Raw genomic sequence first — 18,365 nt, forward strand, 5'->3', positions numbered from 1 at the left:
GTTTTGTCCAGGAAATTCCTCGTTAGACGCGCTTTTGGACCACCATTTTCCTCAAAGCCGCCGGTATTCCGCACCCGGATGCGTGTCCGGCAGGCGGGCTTCGCCTTTGCCGAACAGCCGCTCGCGCAAGGTCGACTCCTCGTAACGCTCTCGGAACATGCCGCGTTTTTGCAGCTCCGGCACGACAAGATCCACGAAGTCCCGATGGCCGCCCGGCAGCACGTAGCGCTCCAGGTTAAAGCCGTCCACGCCCGTTTCCTCCACCCAATACTGCATCGCGTCCACGATATCCTCCGCCGTGCCGGACACCGTGATGCCCCGGAATTCCTTGGACGCGAAGTTGTCCGCCACCTCACGCACGGTTTTCACGCCGCCGCTGTGCTTCGTATACCGCTCCGTATGCGTCCGGCCCTGCTCGGTCTTCACATTGGTAAACGGCGCGTCCGGATCGAGCGTCGACAGATCGATGCCCGTCGAGTTTTCGTAGGTCAGCAGCGCCGCTTCGCGGCTCGCGTATTGTCGATACGATGCCAGCTTCAGCTCGGCTTCCTCGCGCGTCCTGCCGACGACGGCCGACAGGCCGGTGAAAATCTTGATCTGCTCGGGCCGTCTGCCGTAGCCCGCCGCCCTGCGGCGGATGTCCTGCACCTGCGCCCGCAGCGCCTCTGCCGTCGGCGCCTTCAAAAACACGCCCTCGGCGTGCTTGGCGGCAAAGTCCCGTCCTCTGTCGGAGCTGCCGGCCTGGAACAGCACGGGCGTCCGCTGGACCGACGGCTCGCTCGAATGAGCGGCGGTCATCTTGTAGTAAGGGCCTTCATGCCGCACGATATGCACCTTGGACGCGTCCGCGTAGAACCGTCTGTCCTTGTCCGCTTCGACGGCGTCGTCCTCCCAGCTCCCCTCGAGCAGCTTGTAGCTGGCCGCCATGAACTCCTCGGCCTGCTCGTAACGCTCGTCGTGGGGGAGAATGCCGCTGCGTCCGAACGCCTCCGCCCCGCTGATGCCGCCGGTGGCGACGACGTTCCAGCCGATGCGGCCGCCCGTCAGATGGTCGAGCGTCGAGAACCGGCGCGCGTTGGGGAACGGCAGCTCGTAGACGGGGGAAGCCGTCGTGACGAACGCCAGGTGTTTGGTCGCTGCAGCCAGCGCGGGGATGAGCAGCATCGGATCGTTCGAAGGCGCATAGACCGCCTCCCGGTATGTCAGCTCCGTCTTGTGATTCGGATAGCCGTAGGAATCTGCGAAAAACATAAAATCGAAAAGCCCGCGCTCCAAAATCTGCGCGAGCTCGAACCAGAAGGACAGCTCCTTGTAACGGTAGGACTGATTGTCCGGATGCGCCCACAAGCCCTGCGTCATCTGATTCAGCGTATTGATATCGAAAATGCCCAAATGGATTTTTTTCATCCTCGTCCACCGATCCTTCCCGTCCGAATGCCTTCCGATTCACTCGGAATTCACGTCATTAACTAGAGAGGATAGAGGACCGCGGGCCGAAAGTACAATAGAAAGAACTAAACGCGGAGTTTAGCAACGTTAAATTCCCGCAGCTCGCGCCTGCCCGCCAGCCTGCGCCTGCTCGCCAATCTGCGTCTGTCCGCGCGGAGCATAGATCCGCTTGATCTCCTCGACCAGCTCCAGGCTGATCCGGCTCGTGGATGACGCGCTGCGGCGGGTCAGAATGCCGAGCGAGGGGCCGTCGGACAGATCCGCCACGTCCTTGACGACGGTTCCGGGGATCGCCGGCGTTACGGCCACCTCGGGCGCCAAGGCGATGCCGAGCCTGGACTGCACGAAGTACTTGATCGCGGTGATGCCGGCAACCTCGATGCTGCTCTGGCGCAGCTTGCCGATATGCTTGGTGATCATCTCCTCGATCCGGATGCGGAAGGCGCAGGAGCCCGGCGTGAACAGGAACTTCTCGTCCTGCAGATCCTGTAGGCGGATGTCGTCCCGCGCGGCCAGCGGATGGTCGTCCGGCACGATCAGCTTGAAGGTCTCGTTCATTAAAGGGTGAAATGCAAGCTCCAGATGAGGCTCCGGCTGGTTGCAGAGAGCGAGATCGATCCGGTCCTCGAGCAGCATGCCCGCGAGCTCCTTCGTCGTGCCGATCGTCACCTTGGCCTGCACCTTCGACTTAAGCTTGGTGAAGGCGGCGAGAATCTCGGGCACCCGGTTGCTGGCCGAAGGCTCCGAAGCCCCGATGCGCACAAGGCCCGCCTCGCCCTTGATATAGTCGACGAGCGCGACGTTCAGGTCGTCGTATTCGCGCAGCAGGGAGTCCGCCCGTTCGTGGAACAGCCTGCCCGCCGTCGTCAGCGTGATCGTCTTGCCCCGCTCGAACAGCTTGACGCCGAGCTCTTCCTCCAGCTTTTTGATCTGAATCGTGATCGTCGGCTGCGAATACTGCAGCGCTTCGGCCGCCCGCTGGAAGTTGCCGAGCTTCACGATCGTCTGAAACGTTTTGATAAGCCGAATTTCCACGGGCGCCGCCCTCTTTCTGACAGTTAAATATTTTTAAACGAACGCTTTATACATATCAATTATACAAGCCTAATCTTTTGCTCTATTATAACAGACATGTTCTCGAATAATCCAAGCGGATTACAATGAATTAAAAATTCCATAGAGCGAGGTTATCCATCATGACGAACGCATCCAACACAACATCCCAAGCCAACGGCGCCGCAGCCGGCGGCGAAAGCCTGTACGTGCGCCACACGCCGAGCTTCTCGGCCAAAATCTTCGGCTATGCGCCCGAAGGCTTCAAGTCGTTCGGCGAATTCAACAAGCAGGCGCTCGCCGCCGGCGCGCTGTCGGTCAAGACGAAGGAGCTGATCGCCGTCGCCGTCTCCCACATCACGGGCTGCCCGTACTGCATCGAGGCGCATGTCGGCAAATCCAAGGCGGAGCAGACGTCGTTCGAAGAGATCTTCGAATCGGTCACGGTCGCTGCGGCGGTCAAGGCGCATTCCGCGTTTTTCAACGGCGCGAACGCGCTGAAGGCGTATGCGGGCAGCCAGGAGGCAGATCTGTACCCGCTGTCGAACATCGAGCTGGCCGAAAAGCTCGCGGATGCGAATGAGGCGCTGTACAACGGCTTCCATGAATTTGTGCATATCTCGCTGCGGGGCGGGCGCATCGCCGAGAAGGAAAAGCTGCTGATTGCCGTCGGCGCATCGCTCGCCGAGGGCAACGCCTATTCGATCGAGATTTTCACGCGCAAGGCCAAGGATGCCGGCATCACGATCGAGGAGCTGGCGGAAACGACGCTCGTCGCGACCGTGCTCAAGGCCGGATCCGCGATGGCTCACCGCGTGAACGCCTTGCAGGCGTTCGAGAGAGAATAACGGAAGGGGGCCGGCGAGATGAGTGAAACGACGCAGCGATTCGAGGAATGGCCGGAAGGTCTTAAGGAGCAGCTGGTGGCCTGGAGAAGGCATCTCCACGCAAACCCCGAGCTGTCCTTCAAGGAAGTCGATACGGCTCGTTACGTGGAAGAGGTTCTGTCCGGCATCGAGGGTCTTCAGCTCAGCCGGCCGACGCCGACGAGCGTCGTGGCGCGCCTGATCGGCCCGAAGCCGGGCCGGACGCTGGCCCTGCGCGCTGACATGGACGCGCTGCCGATCGCGGAGGAGACGGGACTCGCGTACGCCTCCGGCAATCCGGGCGTCATGCATGCCTGCGGGCATGACGGCCATACGGCGATGCTGCTGGCCGCGGCCAAGCTGCTGGCGGCAAGGCGGGATCGGCTGCACGGCGAGATCCGCCTGATCTTCCAGCATGCCGAGGAGCTGCCGCCGGGCGGCGCGATCGAGCTGGTCGAAGCCGGCGTCATGGACGGCGTCGACTGGGTGTTCGGCGAGCATCTGGCGTCGCAGCTGCCGGTCGGCCAGATCGGGGTCGCTTACGGAGACATGGCCGCTTCGCCCGACAATTTCACGATCGTCATCAAGGGCTACGGCGGTCATGCCGGCTTCCCGCACCGCGCGGTCGATACGATCGCGATCGGCGCGCAGATCGTGTCCAACCTGCAGCATATCGTGTCGCGATATACGAATCCTCTCGACCGGCTCGTCGTATCCGTCACCCAGTTCACGGCAGGCGCTTCCCACAATGTCATTCCCGATTCGGCCGTGCTGAAGGGGACCGTCCGCAGCTTCGGAGAGCAGGTGCGGCAGGACGCGAAGGAGCAGCTGCTGCGGATCGTGCGGGGCATCGCGGCCGCGCACGGCGCCGAATACGAATTCGACTACGTGCTCGGATACCGTCCGGTGGTGAACGACGAGGCGCTGACCCGGATCCTGGAGGAAGCCGCCGTCGGGCTGGTCGGCGCAGATGCCGTCGTGCATACGCCGCCGGGCATGAGCGGCGAAGACTTTTCCGCGTATCAGCAGAAGGCGCCCGGCACGTTCGTCAACATCGGAGCCGGCAACGTGGACAAGGGGATCAAGTACCCGCACCATCACCCGAAATTCGATTTCGACGAGGATGCGCTCGAGACCGGTACAAGGCTGTTCGTGCGTGCCGCGGAGAAGCTGCTCGCGTGGGACGAATGATAGTTTACTTTTATTAATGGCTGCGATTAATAGATTTTAATGTACAACTTCGACAAGATCCGCTATCATTGCTTTTATAAAACCAATTAAACAAGTTGGAATTATAAGTTTTACAGAAATCGGATTTGTAGAAATTCAGACAAGGGGAGAACTCGAATGAATAAAAAGTACCGCAACCTCCTGACGGCGCTGCTCGTTATCGCGTTATTCGCCGTCTACGGCTGCTCTTCGAACAATAACAACGCCGGCTCTTCCGGCTCGGCATCGGCGGGCGCTTCCGCCGGCGCGTCGTCGGGCACGGCGGCTTCGGCCGAGCCGGCCGCGGCCGATCTCGCGACCGAGCTCCGCTTCCCGCTCGCGCAGCAGGTGCCGACGCTCGACCCGCATCTGGCGCTCAATACGAATGTGTACGTGACGCTTAATATTTTCGAAGGCCTGTTCGCCTTTGACGCCAACTTCAAGCCGGTGCCGATGCTCGCCGAATCTTACGATCTGAGCGAGGACGGCAAGACCTACACGTTCCACCTGCGCCACGGCGTCAAGTTCCACAACGGTAAGGAAATGAAGGCCGAGGACGTCGTCGCCTCCCTGAACCGCTGGAAGTCGGTCACCGGACGTGCGCAAGCGTCCCTGGGCGATTCCGAATTCAAGATCAAGGACGACTATACGGTCGAGCTTGCGCTCGGCGAACCGCGCAACGACATTCTCGCCCAGCTGAGCCACGTGCTGAACAACGCCGCGATCATGCCGAAGGAGATCGTCGAGGCGGCCGGACCGGACGGCGTCAAGGAATATATCGGCACTGGACCGTTCAAGTTCGTCGAGTGGAAGCAGGACCAATACGTGCACGTCGCCAAGTTCGACGACTACCAGCCGGTATCCGCCGAGCCGTCGGGCCTGTCGGGCAAAAAGGAAGCCTTCCTGAAAGACGTCTACTTCGACATCGTGACGGACAGCGCGACGCGCTTCTCTTCGTTCCTCGCCGGCACTTACGATTACGTCGACGTCACGCTGGACAACCTGCCGCAGGTGCAAGGCCTGTCCGACGTGAAGCTGAACAAGAACCTCGGCTCCGATATCAACCTCGTATTCAACAAGAAGTCGCCGCTGTTCTCGAACGTTAAGTACCGCGAGGCCGTTGCGGCCGTGCTGGACGCCGACGAGATTCTGCTCGGCACGGTGAACTCGCCGGATCTGTACCGTCTGAACCCGAGCTACATGTACCCGGAGAATACGACCTGGTACAGCGAAGCAGGCAAAGAAAACTACAATCAGAAAAACGCGGACAAGGCGAAGCAGCTGCTTCAGGAAGCCGGCTACAACGGGCAGGAAGTGACGCTGCTCACGACCAAGGAGCTCGGCGGCTCGTTCTACAACGCGACGATCGTCGTGCAAAAGGAGCTCGAGTCCATCGGCGTCAAGACGAAGCTGGACATCAACGACTTCGCGACGCTGCTGAAAAAGCGGGCGGACGCGAACGCGTGGGACATCTACGTCGGCCTGTTCACGATGCCGTCGACGCCTTCGCAGCTGCTCTATCTGAACCCGACGTACGGCTTCGCCGACGACGCCAAGCTGGCCGAGCTCACCAAGCAGCTCACCGCGGCTTCCACGGACGAAGAGATCAAGACGGCGAACGACGCGCTCCAGCAGTACGAATGGGAATATCTCGCGGCGGTCAAGATCGGCGACACTTACTCCCAGAGCGCGACGCGGGATAAGCTGACGGGACTCACGACGCTGGCGGGTTATCCGAACCTGGCCAATACGAAGCTGGCGAAGTAAATCAAGCACGCCGCATGGATGCCGACAGGCGCTCATGCGGCCCTTGTTCTTCGCCGGCGCAACCCGAAGGAGGGGCGAAGGATGGCGTTTTATATCGCAAAACGGCTGCTGGCCACGGTCCCCGTGCTCTTCGTGTTGTCCGTCATCGTATTCCTGATCATCTACCTGATCCCCGGCGATCCGGCCGCCGTCATGCTCGGCGACGGGGCGAGTCCGGAGACGATCGAGGCGCTGCGGGAGCAGCTGGGCCTTAATCTGCCGCTGCTTCCGCAATACGCGCGGTGGGTCGGCCATGCTTTCCAGGGCAACCTGGGCGATTCGTTCTTCATGCGGCAGCCGGTCTCCGAGGCGCTGGCCGAGCATCTCGGTCCGACCTTCTCGCTCGCCGTGCTGGCCGAGATCGTCGCCGTCGCCGTCGCGGTGCCGCTCGGCATCCGCGCGGCTTCCCGCCAGGGATCGATGTCGGACAAGGCGCTCACGGGATTTTCGCTGTTCGGGATTACGGTGCCGGGCTTCGTGCTCAGCATGTTTACGGTGCTGCTGTTCTCGGTCCAGCTCAAGTGGCTTCCCGTATCGGGCTACAAGCCGCTCACCGACGGGCTGTGGACGCATCTTAAATATTTGATCCTGCCCGCCGTCTCGCTCGGCATCGTCCAGGCCGCCTTGCTCGCCAGGGTCACCCGGGCTTCCATGCTCGAGGCAATGAACGAGAGCTTCGTCAAGACGGCGCTGGCCAAGGGCGTGAGCGAACGGGGCATCGTCTACAAGCACGTCCTGCGCAATGCGCTGCTGCCGATCCTGACCGTCATCGGCGGCTCGTTCGGGACGCTGATCGCGGGCGCGGCCGTCATCGAGTCCATTTTCAACATCCCCGGGATGGGGCAAATGCTCGTCAACTCGGTGCAGCGAAGAGACTACGCGGTCATCCAGGGCGTCGTGCTGTTCGTCGCCTTCGCGTACGTGCTGGTCAATCTTGTCGTGGACCTGCTGTACGCGGCCGTCGATCCGCGGATCCGGCTCAAATAACGGAGGGAAAGGAGGAGACCCTATGCGCGCACTGAAAACGGAAGCGGCCGAGATCGCAGCCGGGCGGCTGCGCCTGAAGCGGGAGAACCGCCGGCTGTTCGCGCGGCGCTTCCTGGCGAACAAGCCGGTCGTGGCGGGCGGCGCGCTCATCGCGATCGTCGCCTTGGTGTCGCTGTTCGCGCCGTGGATCGCGGGCGGGGACCCTTATGCCCTTGATGTCATTAACCGGCTCAAGGCGCCGAGCGCCGCATTCCCGCTGGGCACGGACAACTTCGGCCGGGACCTGCTGACGCGGGTCGTTTACGGCACGCGGATGTCCGCGGAGGTCGGGTTCGCCGTCGCCGCGGGCGCTTCGGCGATCGGCCTCGTCATCGGCCTGTACGCCGGTTACTTCAAATGGCTCGACCAGATTCTGATGCGCGTCATGGACGGCCTGTTCGCCTTCCCGGCGGTTCTTCTCGCGATCGCCATGATGGCGGCGCTGGGACCGAGCGTCGGCAATCTGATCGTCTGCCTGATCATCGTGTTCGTCCCGTCGATCGCGCGCATCGTCCGCTCGTCCGTGCTGGTCGCCAAGGAGCAGACCTACGTCGAGGCGATGCACGCGCTGGGCGCTTCCCATACCCGGATCATCTGGAAGCATATCATGCCGAACGCCTTGTCCGCGCTGATCGTGCAGGGGACGTTCGTCTTCGCCGAGGCGATCATCGTCGAAGCGGCGCTGAGCTTCCTCGGAGCGGGCATTCCCGCGCCGACGCCGAGCCTCGGGAACCTGCTCTCCGACGGCAAAATGTTCATTTACAATTCGTCCTGGATGGTCGTGTTCCCCGGCCTCGCGCTTGTCGTCGTCGTGCTTGGGATGAACCTGTTCGGCGACGGGCTGCGAGATCTGCTCGATCCCCATTCGCGCAGGTCGGGCAAGAAACGTTGATTTTGAGGGCAGGGGCAAAGCGCTCTGCCGGTTGCGATAGAGACGATACACGCGAGCCAGAGAGAGGAGGATGCGCATGTCGGCCGAACCCCTTTTACGCATCAGAGGACTGAGAACATACTTTCACACGGAGCGGGGCCGGCTGGCCGCGGTGGACGGCGTATCGCTGGACGTAGGCAAGGGCGAGATCGTCGGCATCGTCGGCGAATCCGGCTGCGGCAAGAGCGCGACCGCCCAGTCGGTGCTGCGGCTGTTCGACGAGAAGCGCCTCGCCAGCTATGAAGGCGAGATCGACTACGACGGCACGGACCTGCTGCGGTTGTCGCCTAAGCAGATGCGCGACATTCGCGGCAACGAGATCTCGATGATTTTCCAGGATCCGCTCAGCTCGCTGAATCCCGTCCATACGGTCGGACAGCAGATCGTCGAGACGCTCCGGCTGCACCGGAAGATCGGCAAGAAGGAGGCCGCGGCGCGCGCAATCGAGCTGCTGCGCATGACCGGCATTCCCGCGCCGGAGCGCCGGGCGCGCGAGTATCCGCATCAGTTGTCCGGCGGCATGCGGCAGCGCGTCATGATCGCGATCGCGCTTGCTTGCGAACCGAAGCTGCTCATCGCGGACGAGCCGACGACCGCGCTCGACGTCACGATCCAGGCGCAGATCCTCGAGCTGATCGCGGGCCTGAACCGCCGGCTCGGCATGAGCGTCATGCTGATCACGCACGACCTTGGCGTCGTCGCCGAAGCATGCACCCGCGTCGTCGTCATGTATCTGGGCCAGGTGGTCGAATCCGCCGACGTGCGCACACTGTTCGCGAAGCCGCTTCATCCGTACACGATCGGCCTTATGCGGTCCGTGCCCCGGCTGGACGGAGACCGGACGCAGGAGCTGCCGGCGGTGCCGGGCAGCGTCCCGACGCTTGGCCAGGTGCCGCCGGGCTGCCGCTTCGCTTCCCGGTGCGCCTTCGCGGACGACCGGTGCCGTTCCGAGATGCCCGAGCTCGAGACGCTGCCGGGAACCGACACGCAGGTGCGGTGCTGGTATGCGCGACAGATCGCCGAAGGGAGGCTGGCGGATGCCAACCGTGAACGTTAAGGAGTCGCAAGCCGAGTTGCAATCCGAGTTGCGAGCACGGCCGCGAGCCACCGCGAAGGCCGAGCCCTTGCTGCGCGTCGAGGGGCTAAAAAAGCATTATAGCGTCGCCGGTCAAGCGGGCTTCCGCCGCTCGGTCGTCAAGGCCGTCGACGGCGTCTCCTTCGAGCTGCGCGAAGGCGAGACGTACGGCCTTGTCGGCGAGTCCGGCTGCGGCAAGAGCACGCTCGGCAAGTCGCTGCTCCGCTTGACGGAGCCTTCCGCAGGTCAGGCGTTCTACAAGGGCGCCGACCTGTTCAAGCAATCGCGCCAAGCCATGCAGAAATGCCGCCGCGAGCTGCAGATGGTATTCCAGGATCCCTTTTCCTCGCTGAATCCGCGCCGGATCGTCGGCCTCGCGCTCGAGGAGCCGCTGGCGATCCACGGCATCGGTTCGGCCAGGGAGCGGACGCACCGGGCGATGGAGATTCTGCGGACGGTCGGCTTGCAGATGGAGCATTATTACCGGCTGCCCCACGAGCTGTCGGGCGGACAGCGGCAGCGCATCGGGCTGGCCAGGGCGCTCATCCTGGATCCCCGGATCGTCATTTGCGACGAGCCCGTATCCGCCCTCGACGTCATTATCCAATCGCAGGTCATCAACCTGATGCAGAAGCTCCAGCGGGAGCTGAAGCTGACTTATTTATTTATCGCGCACGACATCGCCGTCGTCCGGCATATCTCCGACCGGATCGGCATCATGTACCTCGGCAAGCTCGTCGAAGAAGCCGACACGGACAGTCTTTTTGCGAATCCCCGCCATCCGTACACGCAGGTGCTGCTCTCCGCCGTCCCGGTACCGGATCCGACCGCGAAGCCGGAGCGGATCGTCCTCGAGGGAGATCTGCCTTCGCCGATCGATCCGCCGGCCGGCTGCGCTTTTCACACCCGATGTCCCTTTGCCATGGACCGCTGCCGGACCGAGACGCCGCTTTATCGCGAGGTCGCGCCGGGCCATTCGGCCGCGTGCCACCTAACCTAGATCGAGAGAGGCAGGAACCGATATGAAACAGATTCATCTTGGCGTATTCGAAGTGAACAGCGTCAACCATCTCACCCAGGGCATCTGGGCGCATCCCGATCAGAACCGGGTCCACTACAGCAAGATCGAGTATTGGAAAAACATCGCGCAGCTGCTCGAGCGGGGCAAGTTCGACTTCATGTTTTTCGCCGATACGTACGGCTATCCGAAGGCGCGGACCGAGCTCGCCTTCCGCGAGGCGACGGGCCTGCCGGGCAACGATCCGATGATGCTCATTCCCGCGCTGGCCATGGTCACGAAAAACCTGGCTTTTACGATGACGACCTCCACCAGCTACGAGGCGCCCTACGCCAACGCGCGCCGATTCTCCTCGCTCGATCATGTCACGGACGGCCGCATCGGCTGGAACGTCGTGACCACGAGCAACAAGTCCGCCGCCGACCTGTTCGGCCGCGAGGACCTGTTCCTGCCGCATGACGAGCGGTACGACATGGCCGACGAGTACATGGATGTCAGCTATAAGCTGTTCGAGGGCAGCTGGGAGGACGACGCGGTGCGCATCGACCGCGAGAACCGCGTCTTCACCGACCCGGACAAGGTGCACAAGATCGTGCACGAGGGCAAGTATTTCAAGCTGACGGGCTACCATGCGGCAGAGCCGTCTCCGCAGCGGACGCCGGTCATCTTCCAGGCGGGCAGCTCGGAGCGGGGCCGGGCGTTCGCGGCGAAGCACGCCGAAGGCGTGTTCCTGAAGGCGCCGACGATCGAGGTGCTGCGCGACCAGGTCGCCGATATCCGCCGCCGCGCCGCCGAGTACGGCCGCGATCCGGCCGCCGTCAAGGTGTTCACGGGATTGTCGGTCGTCGTCGCGCCGACGAAGGAGGAAGCCGAGCGCAAGCACGCGGAGTATCTCTCCTACCAGAGCGCGGAGGCTACGCTGTCCAGCTATGCCGGCGTCACGGGCATCGACCTGACCAAGCTCGACCCCGATTCGTACTTTGAAAACATCCATACCGAGATGGGCCAGACGCACACCGACCGCTTCACCAAGCACAGCAAGACGAAGAAGACCGTCCGCGAGGTGGCGGACGACTTCTTGAAGAAGGGCTTCCGCGGCTTGACCGTGGTCGGCACGCCGGAGGAAGTGGCGGACAAGATCCAGTATTGGGTCGAGGAGACGGACGTCGACGGCTTCAACCTGGAGCCGTACATTCTGCCGGCCTCCTATGAGGACTTCATCGAGCTGGTCGTGCCGGTGCTGCAGGCGCGCGGACTGTTCAAGCGGGAGTACGGGGAAGGCACGTTCCGCGAGCGGCTGTTCGGCAACGGCGCCGCCCGGCTGCCTGAGCACCATCCGGGCGCGGCGTTCCGCGACGTGTCGCGGCTGTCCTGAACCGGTGGCGCGCACGATGACCCGGAAGAATGAAACGTTGGAAGACGCAGGTCCGCTGAGCGCGGACGAGGAGCTGCTCGAGCGCTCGCCGTCGCAGCGTGACCTGCTCGTGCGCGTGCGTCGACTCGGCATCGAGGCGATCGGGCCGGCTGCGATCCGCATCGACCGCGAGGCGCGGTACCCGCACGAGGCGATCGACGCCCTGAAGGCCGCGGGACTGCCCGGCCTATGCGTGCCGCTGGCCGAAGGCGGAGGGGGCGCGGGCTACCGGGGCGACGTGGAGCTGCTCCCGCTCGTGCTGATGGAGCTGGCCTCCTGGTGCTCGTCGACATCGCAGGTGTTCGCCCTGCACAACACGGGCGTGCAGCTTGTCCATGCTATGGGCGATGCGGAGCAGCGGCGGTTCTTCTTCGCGGAGGCGCTGTCGGGCCACCTGTTCGCGAGCTTCGGCAGCGAGGCCGGCGCGGACCGCACGGCGCTGGCCAGCGTGCTGACCCGCGCGGAAGGCGGCTACCTGCTGAACGGCCGCAAAATTTTCGCGACGGGCTCGCCCGGGGCGAAATGGGCGTTCTGGCGCTCGGTATCCGCCGAAGCGGCGGGCTCGCAGGACGACCGGTACATGATGCCGGTCGTCGGGCTGTTCGGGCCGGGCGTCACGGTCATCGACGACTGGGACGGCATCGGCCAGCGGGGCACGGGCAGCGGCAAGGTCGAGGCCGCGGACGTCTTCGTGCCGGACGCCCATGTGATGGGCGGACCTGGCGCGTACGGCGCGCATGCCGCTTATTTTGCCGCGCAGTTCCACATCAACTTCGCGGCCCAGTTCGTCGGCATGGCCGCCGGCGCGCTCCGCGAGGCGCTGGCCTACGTCCGCGAGCGCGCGCGTCCATGGCCGGGCGTCCCGAGCGCGGCGGAGGACCCGTACACGCTGCTGCGCGTCGGAGACATGTCGACGCGCATCGCGGGCGCGCGCGAGCTCGTCCTGCGGGCGGCGCGCCTGCTGGGCACGCACGACGGCGGCCCCGAGCTGCGGCGCGGCATCCGGCTCGCGGCCTCGCAGGCCAAGATCGCCGCCACCGATGCGGCGCTCGAGGTGACCGGCGGGGTATTCCAGGTCATGGGCGCGCGGGCGGCGACGCGGGAGTGCGGGATCGACCGCTTCTACCGCAACGCCAGGACGCTGACGCTGCACGACCCGGTGGACCGCCAGCGGGAGACGGCCGGCAGGGAAGAACTGGCCGCTGCGGCGCGCTGGACAAGCCGCTGAAAAAAACGCTATGGCGCCGGATCTCGTTGTACGATGATGCGCGATCGGTGCATCGACGCTTTTCGGATGTTTGGCACGCCAAAAACCTGCATTTGTACAGGTATTTCCTGCCGACGCGCCATACTTGATGAAATACCTGCAAATGTGCAGGTAAATACAGAGCGCAAGCCGAAAATTTGCCTAATGAAGGAAATTAACTGCGCTTTGACATCTATTCTGTACAAAAGGTCGAAATCGGCAAAAAAAGATGTATATTTGCAGGCATTGTGGCGAAAAAACGACGGCGACAAGCAGGCTCGGGCACGGCTGTCCGACGGGCCATGGATAGGCTTGCCGTGCGACCCAGGTTCGGATATCCGCCAAACTTAAAAGGACCGTCAGGGCGATCTACTCCTGACGTTTTTTCTCGTGCCGGCATTCACTTTTGACATGATCGCGAAGACAACCCGATAGGTATAAGTAAGGACTCGATCGCTTGCAGACATCGCTAGCTTGAAGGAGGTGGCTGTCAAAATCGCGGCATCGCTCGTTTTGATAGCGCTATCATTCAACGGATTGTATTTTATCTGACGAAAAGGGGACTTCGATCTCGATGGCCAAAACGACTTCGTTCCTGAAAAAACCGCTCGGGATGCTGGCGCTGTCGCTCGCGCTGATTCTTGTCGGCAGCTTTTTGGCGAGCCTGTTCAACACTTCGTTTTACAACGTGAAGGTCAAGGAGATCTCCTTCAAAGGGGATCACGGCACGCTGAACGCGCTGCTGTACATGCCGAAGGGCGCGGGCGCGAACGACCCGCGTCCGGTCATCGTCACGACGCACGGCTACTTGAATTCCAAAGAGATGCAGGACGCGCCCGCGATCGAGATGTCCAGAAGAGGTTATATCGTGCTGGCGCTCGATATGTACGACCACGGCGACTCGCGTTGGAGCGCGGACATTCCGGTTAAGGATATGTTCGGCACCTTCTGGATCTACTCCCAATTCGACGCGGCGAAGTACGTCTACCAGCAGCCGTATACGAAGAAGGACGAAAAGGGCAACGCCTACATCGCGGTCAGCGGCCACTCCATGGGCGGCTTCTCCTCGCTCGTCGCGATGTACATGGACGAGATGAACGCCCTGAAGACCGGCTACCGCATGATCTACGCCGGCATCCCGGCCGGCGCCGACTTCTCGTATGCCGCCGCGATCGCGCCGCAGGATCAGATGCAGGCGGCGTTCGGCAGCCGGACGGTCGGCGTGGTCGCCGGCAAGTACGACGAGTTTTTCTTCAACAAATCGGATGCGGAGAAGAGCGCTTCGGAGAAAAAAGTGAAGGGCACCGTGACGAGCAAAAACTTCACCTCGACCGCTTCCGGCGAAGCGTTCCTCGGCCTGCCGTCCGGCCAGGCGGGCGATGCGGGCAAGTTCTATCAAGTCGCGTCGGGCGATCTGAAGCTTGAGGATAAGGTCGTCCGGCCGTCGCAGTCCGGCGAACGTGTGATCTTCACGCCGAATCAGACGCATCCGTGGAATCATATCTCTCCGGCGGCGACCGCCGATCTCATCACCTTCTACGCGCATGCGTTCAAAGGCGTGACTTCGCCGAACCAGACCGATGCGGACCTCGGATCGGGCCATCAGATCTGGTGGTTGAAGGAAGCGTTCAACGGCGTCGCGCTGGTCGGATTTTTCCTGCTGTTCGTCCCGCTGGTCACGCTCCTGCTGAGGGCGCCATTCCTCCGCGGAGCCGTCACGGGACCGATCGATACCGTCTCGGCGCCTGCGGGCGGCAGGCAGAAGACGGTCTACTGGCTGATCGTCGCGTTCAGTGCGCTGATCCCGGCGATCCTGTTCCCGACGCTCATGGATAGGAGTGCGGACGGGCTGAACGTGCTGAAGATCGTCAGCCTCGTGCTGGCGGGCCTCGGCGTGCTGGCGTTCGCCGCGGGCTTCGCTCCGGGCAAGTCGCGCGCAAGCGCATGGCTGGCGCGGACGCGCATCGGTTCGCTCATCCTCGCGGTCGTCGCGTTCGCCATGTGGCTCATTTTCCAATATGCGGAGCATCTCTTCCCGCTGGGGTCGTTCTTCAACGAGCCGACGACGAATCAAATCGTGTATTGGGCACTCGTGTCGGCGGCGATCATGGTGTTTATCACCTTTGCGTTCCACTACTTCGTGAAGCGGGATGCGGGCACGAGATTCAGCCAGTACGGCATCAGCCTGAGCCCGACGGCGATCGTCGCCAGCTTGTGCGTCGCCGTGCTGGCCGCGTTGGGCGGCTATCTGCTCCTGTTCGCCGTGCAGGCCGCGTTCGGCACCGACTTCCGTCTCTGGGTGCTGGCGGTGCGCACGTTCCAGGCGGAGCACTTCGTTACGGCGCTGCGTTATATGCCGTTCTTCCTGATCTACTACTTCGTCGGTACGCTGGCGCTGAATGCGAATACGAGAGGGCGGCGCGGCGGCTGCTTCTGGGCGATCGTGCTGAACGTGGGCGGGCTGGCGCTGTGGCTCGCTTTCCAATACGGCAAGGACTTTATTACGGGCGTGGCGCTGTATCCCGACCAGGCGCTCAACGGCATTTTACTGTTTGCGCTCGCGCCGTGCCTCGCGGTGGCGGCCGTCTATTCCCGCAAGCTGTTCGAGAAGACGAACAACGTATGGCTGGGCGCCTTCCTGAACGCGATTCTGTTCACGATGATCGCGGTGGCGAATACGGCTATGTTCTGGAACCTGGTGTAAAGGCTGCTGAGCGATAAAGCTTGCTTGCGGCATGAGCATGATTGGAAAGCGCCTGCCGAGGCAGGCGCTTTTCGATATGCGGCTAGGCGATGCAGCGAGTCGGAAGACGAGGCTGCGGCCCTTGGGAAGGTGCGCTCCAGGATCAACGGTATGCTGTAAGGTCAAAAAGTTACTCTACAGGCTCGTGATGCGGTTGATAGAGGGCTGTAAGGGAAAAAAGTTCCCTTTTAACGTCGTGGCCAGTTAGATACCGGCGTCATCCGTTCTCACGCACCGTCCTGCAGTATTCGGTAGGCGACATGCCCGCATGCTTGCGGAACACTTTGCTGAAGTAATAGGGGTCGCCCAGCCCGGTCAGGTAGCCGATCTCGGCGAAGCTGAGCGGCGTCGCCTGCATCAGCTCCTTGGCATGTCCGATACGGACGCGGTTGATGTACTGGATGATCGGCAAGCCGGTCGTCTGCCTGAAGACCCGGTTCAGGTAATCGAAGTTGCCGCCCAGGTCGCGCGCGATCTCTTCGCCCGTGATGCGTTGCGCGTAGTTGCGGTGAATGTACTCAAGCAGGGCGTTGACCTTGACCAGCGCCCTGGCGCCGTGCCCGCCGGAGTCGGCGAGCGCCTCGAGCAGATGCTGGCGTCCCAGACCGACGAGCAGCTCCGCGAACTTGAGCGCGGTCAGATGGCGGTTGTACTGCCTGCGTCCGCTTAGCTGCAGGAGCTCGCCGAGCGCATGGAGCGCCTGATGCACATAGGGCTTGCCCGCGAAAGACATAAACTTGGGGAGATAGTATCTCGCGTCCCCGCGGTCCCCGCCGTCCTCTCCCGTTGCCGGTTCTTGCTGCAGCATCGTGCGTCTGGCTCGCGCGACCGTATCGCCATCTTCGTCGTCCTGCCTTCGAATATCGGGATGACTGAAGTGTATGTAGTAGTAATCGCAAGCATGCTTTTCCAACCCCTCGTGCTCATAGCCCGGCTCCAGCAGGACCGCTTCGCCGCGCTTAAGCCTGAAGGCAGTGCCGTTCTCCGCCAAATGCAGCTCTCCGCTTTTGATGAAGTACAGGATGTATTCGTCCGTTTTTCGTTTGAAGTGAAGCCACGGCGTCCGGTAGGAGACGAACCCCGCGACCCTGATGCTCGGGACCGTGTCTGCGCGGATGGACAGCATGCGTCACACTCCTCTCCCGCAATTATAAAAGTCGCTTTTGTACAAATGCAGTCTCGATCGGACATTCTCCTTCATCTTAACACGGCCTATACTGGGAGGGACAAACAATAGGCAAACGATAGGCAGAAGATAGACAAAGGAGATGGACGATAGATGGCAGGTTTTTCAATCGACAGGCCGGCGGGAGAGACTGCGGACGCACAGGTTGCGCAAGGAGCCGGCCAAACGCGGCGTCTGGGCGTCGTGGGGCTGGGCGGCATGGCAATGGCCCATATCGACGGCCTCCTCAAGCTGGAGGGCATCGCGATCTCGGCGATCTGCGACGTGCAGCAAACCGCTTTGGACGAAGTCGGCGAGCGTCTCGGCATTCCGTCCGAGAGACGCCATACGGATTACAGCAGGCTGATCGCGGACGATGCCGTGGATGCCGTCGTCTCGGTCACGCCCAACGCGCTGCACGCAGAGGTCATGCGGCTGTGCCTGCTGGCAGGCAAGCCGTTTTTATCCGAAAAGCCGTTCACCCGCACGTTCGAAGAAGCCGAGGAGCTGAACGCGCTGTTCGCAACGCATCCGGTGCCCGCGATGATCGGCTTCAGCTACCGCTACACGCCGGCGTTCCGGCTGGTCAAGCGGATGCTGGACGAGGGCCGCATCGGCGCGGTGCGCAGCTTTTCGATCCAATACTTGCAGGGCTGGGGAGCGGCCGTGTACAAGACGCCGTACGTCTGGCGCTTCGACCGCAACGTCACCGGCACGGGCACGCTCGGCGATCTGGGCGCGCATATGATCGATCTGGCGCACTACTTGTTCGGCACGTTCGAGGAGCTGTCCGCACGGCTGCAGACGCTCATCCCGGAGCGGGTCGATCCGCGGACCGGCGAGATGGCGACGGTGGAGGTGGACGACTTCGCATCCTTCCAGTCGCTCATGACGAACGGGGCGGCAGGCTTGTTCCAGACGACGCGCAATGCGATCGGCTCGGGCAATCAGCTGGAGGTGTCGATCTTCGGCGACGAGGGGACGCTGATGGCGAGCACGGAGCGGCCGGAGGAGATCGCGTGGATTCGCGTGGACGCGGAGACGGGCGAGCTGGTACGGGAGATCCGCCGGTCGCCGCAGCGCGAGCGGCTCAATCAATGGCAGGACTTCGCGGCGATGCTCGCCGGCGTGCCGGGACCGGGACTTCCCGACTTTGCGGTCGGTTACGAGAACCAGCGGGTGCTGGAGGCGATCGTCCGCTCGCACGAGGAGAAGCGGACGATATCGCTGCGATAAGCGGTTGCGTTAACGGCGTTTACAAGCAGCGGCATTAAACTTGCATGTGCTTAAGGAAGCGGAGGGGCGAGAACCCCTTCGCTTCCGCTCGTTTGTGAACGCGCGTTAATTTTTTCGTGTAATCGCTT

14 protein-coding genes are annotated in these 18,365 nt (G+C 62.6%); 11 read left to right on the forward strand and 3 right to left on the reverse strand.

Features of this window, described 5'->3' with window-relative positions; all coding sequences use genetic code 11:
* Positions 1-51: 51 nt before the first annotated feature.
* Positions 52-1,407, reverse strand: coding sequence for an LLM class flavin-dependent oxidoreductase (locus ACFSR7_RS14830; protein WP_378162750.1), 1,356 nt, complete (start codon positions 1,405-1,407; stop codon positions 52-54).
* A gap of 129 nt (positions 1,408-1,536) precedes the next feature.
* Positions 1,537-2,484 carry a LysR family transcriptional regulator gene (locus ACFSR7_RS14835; protein WP_378162752.1) on the reverse strand — a complete coding sequence of 316 codons (948 nt, stop codon included), beginning with the start codon at positions 2,482-2,484 and terminating at the stop codon, positions 1,537-1,539.
* A gap of 161 nt (positions 2,485-2,645) precedes the next feature.
* On the opposite strand from ACFSR7_RS14835, the gene ACFSR7_RS14840 reads away from it, so the two are divergent.
* From ACFSR7_RS14840 to ACFSR7_RS14885, 10 genes are all read left to right on the forward strand, one after another.
* The gene (locus ACFSR7_RS14840) at positions 2,646-3,350 is read left to right on the forward strand and encodes a carboxymuconolactone decarboxylase family protein (protein WP_378162754.1); all 705 of its coding nucleotides are present in this window, start codon (positions 2,646-2,648) and stop codon (positions 3,348-3,350) included.
* Between the two features lie 18 nt (positions 3,351-3,368).
* On the forward strand, positions 3,369-4,559 hold the full coding sequence (locus ACFSR7_RS14845; protein WP_378162756.1) for an amidohydrolase: 1,191 nt from the start codon (positions 3,369-3,371) through the stop codon (positions 4,557-4,559).
* Positions 4,560-4,715: 156 nt separating this feature from the next.
* Positions 4,716-6,344 (forward strand): ABC transporter substrate-binding protein, encoded by a 1,629-nt coding sequence (locus tag ACFSR7_RS14850; RefSeq protein WP_378162758.1) that lies wholly within the window; start codon positions 4,716-4,718, stop codon positions 6,342-6,344.
* An 81-nt stretch (positions 6,345-6,425) separates the two neighbouring features.
* Positions 6,426-7,370, forward strand: a complete 945-nt coding sequence (locus tag ACFSR7_RS14855) for an ABC transporter permease (RefSeq protein WP_378162760.1) — start codon at positions 6,426-6,428, stop codon at positions 7,368-7,370.
* Positions 7,371-7,392: 22 nt separating this feature from the next.
* A complete protein-coding gene (locus tag ACFSR7_RS14860) occupies positions 7,393-8,301 on the forward strand; it encodes an ABC transporter permease (protein WP_378162762.1) in 909 nt (302 codons plus the stop codon).
* Positions 8,302-8,377: 76 nt separating this feature from the next.
* Complete coding sequence (locus ACFSR7_RS14865) at positions 8,378-9,397, forward strand: ABC transporter ATP-binding protein (protein ID WP_378162764.1); 1,020 nt, start codon at positions 8,378-8,380, stop codon at positions 9,395-9,397.
* Positions 9,378-10,415, forward strand: coding sequence for an ABC transporter ATP-binding protein (locus ACFSR7_RS14870; RefSeq protein WP_378162766.1), 1,038 nt, complete (start codon positions 9,378-9,380; stop codon positions 10,413-10,415). Before ACFSR7_RS14865 ends, ACFSR7_RS14870 begins: the two co-directional genes overlap by 20 nt.
* Before the next feature lie 22 nt (positions 10,416-10,437).
* Positions 10,438-11,808, forward strand: a complete 1,371-nt coding sequence (locus ACFSR7_RS14875; protein WP_378162768.1) for an LLM class flavin-dependent oxidoreductase — start codon at positions 10,438-10,440, stop codon at positions 11,806-11,808.
* 16 nt (positions 11,809-11,824) lie between these two features.
* Positions 11,825-13,075 carry an acyl-CoA dehydrogenase family protein gene (locus ACFSR7_RS14880; RefSeq protein WP_378162770.1) on the forward strand — a complete coding sequence of 417 codons (1,251 nt, stop codon included), beginning with the start codon at positions 11,825-11,827 and terminating at the stop codon, positions 13,073-13,075.
* A gap of 592 nt (positions 13,076-13,667) precedes the next feature.
* Positions 13,668-15,797, forward strand: a complete 2,130-nt coding sequence (locus ACFSR7_RS14885) for an alpha/beta hydrolase family protein (protein WP_378162771.1) — start codon at positions 13,668-13,670, stop codon at positions 15,795-15,797.
* A gap of 256 nt (positions 15,798-16,053) precedes the next feature.
* Here ACFSR7_RS14885 and ACFSR7_RS14890 read toward each other — a convergent pair whose 3' ends face one another.
* The gene (locus ACFSR7_RS14890; RefSeq protein WP_378162773.1) at positions 16,054-16,962 is read right to left on the reverse strand and encodes an AraC family transcriptional regulator; all 909 of its coding nucleotides are present in this window, start codon (positions 16,960-16,962) and stop codon (positions 16,054-16,056) included.
* Between the two features lie 153 nt (positions 16,963-17,115).
* Between ACFSR7_RS14890 and ACFSR7_RS14895 the strand changes: the two genes are divergently transcribed.
* A complete protein-coding gene (locus tag ACFSR7_RS14895; RefSeq protein ID WP_378162775.1) occupies positions 17,116-18,237 on the forward strand; it encodes a Gfo/Idh/MocA family protein in 1,122 nt (373 codons plus the stop codon).
* Positions 18,238-18,365: the final 128 nt, after the last annotated feature.

This window comes from Cohnella sp. GCM10020058 (assembly GCF_042683485.1).
Lineage (GTDB): Bacteria > Bacillota > Bacilli > Paenibacillales > Paenibacillaceae > Cohnella.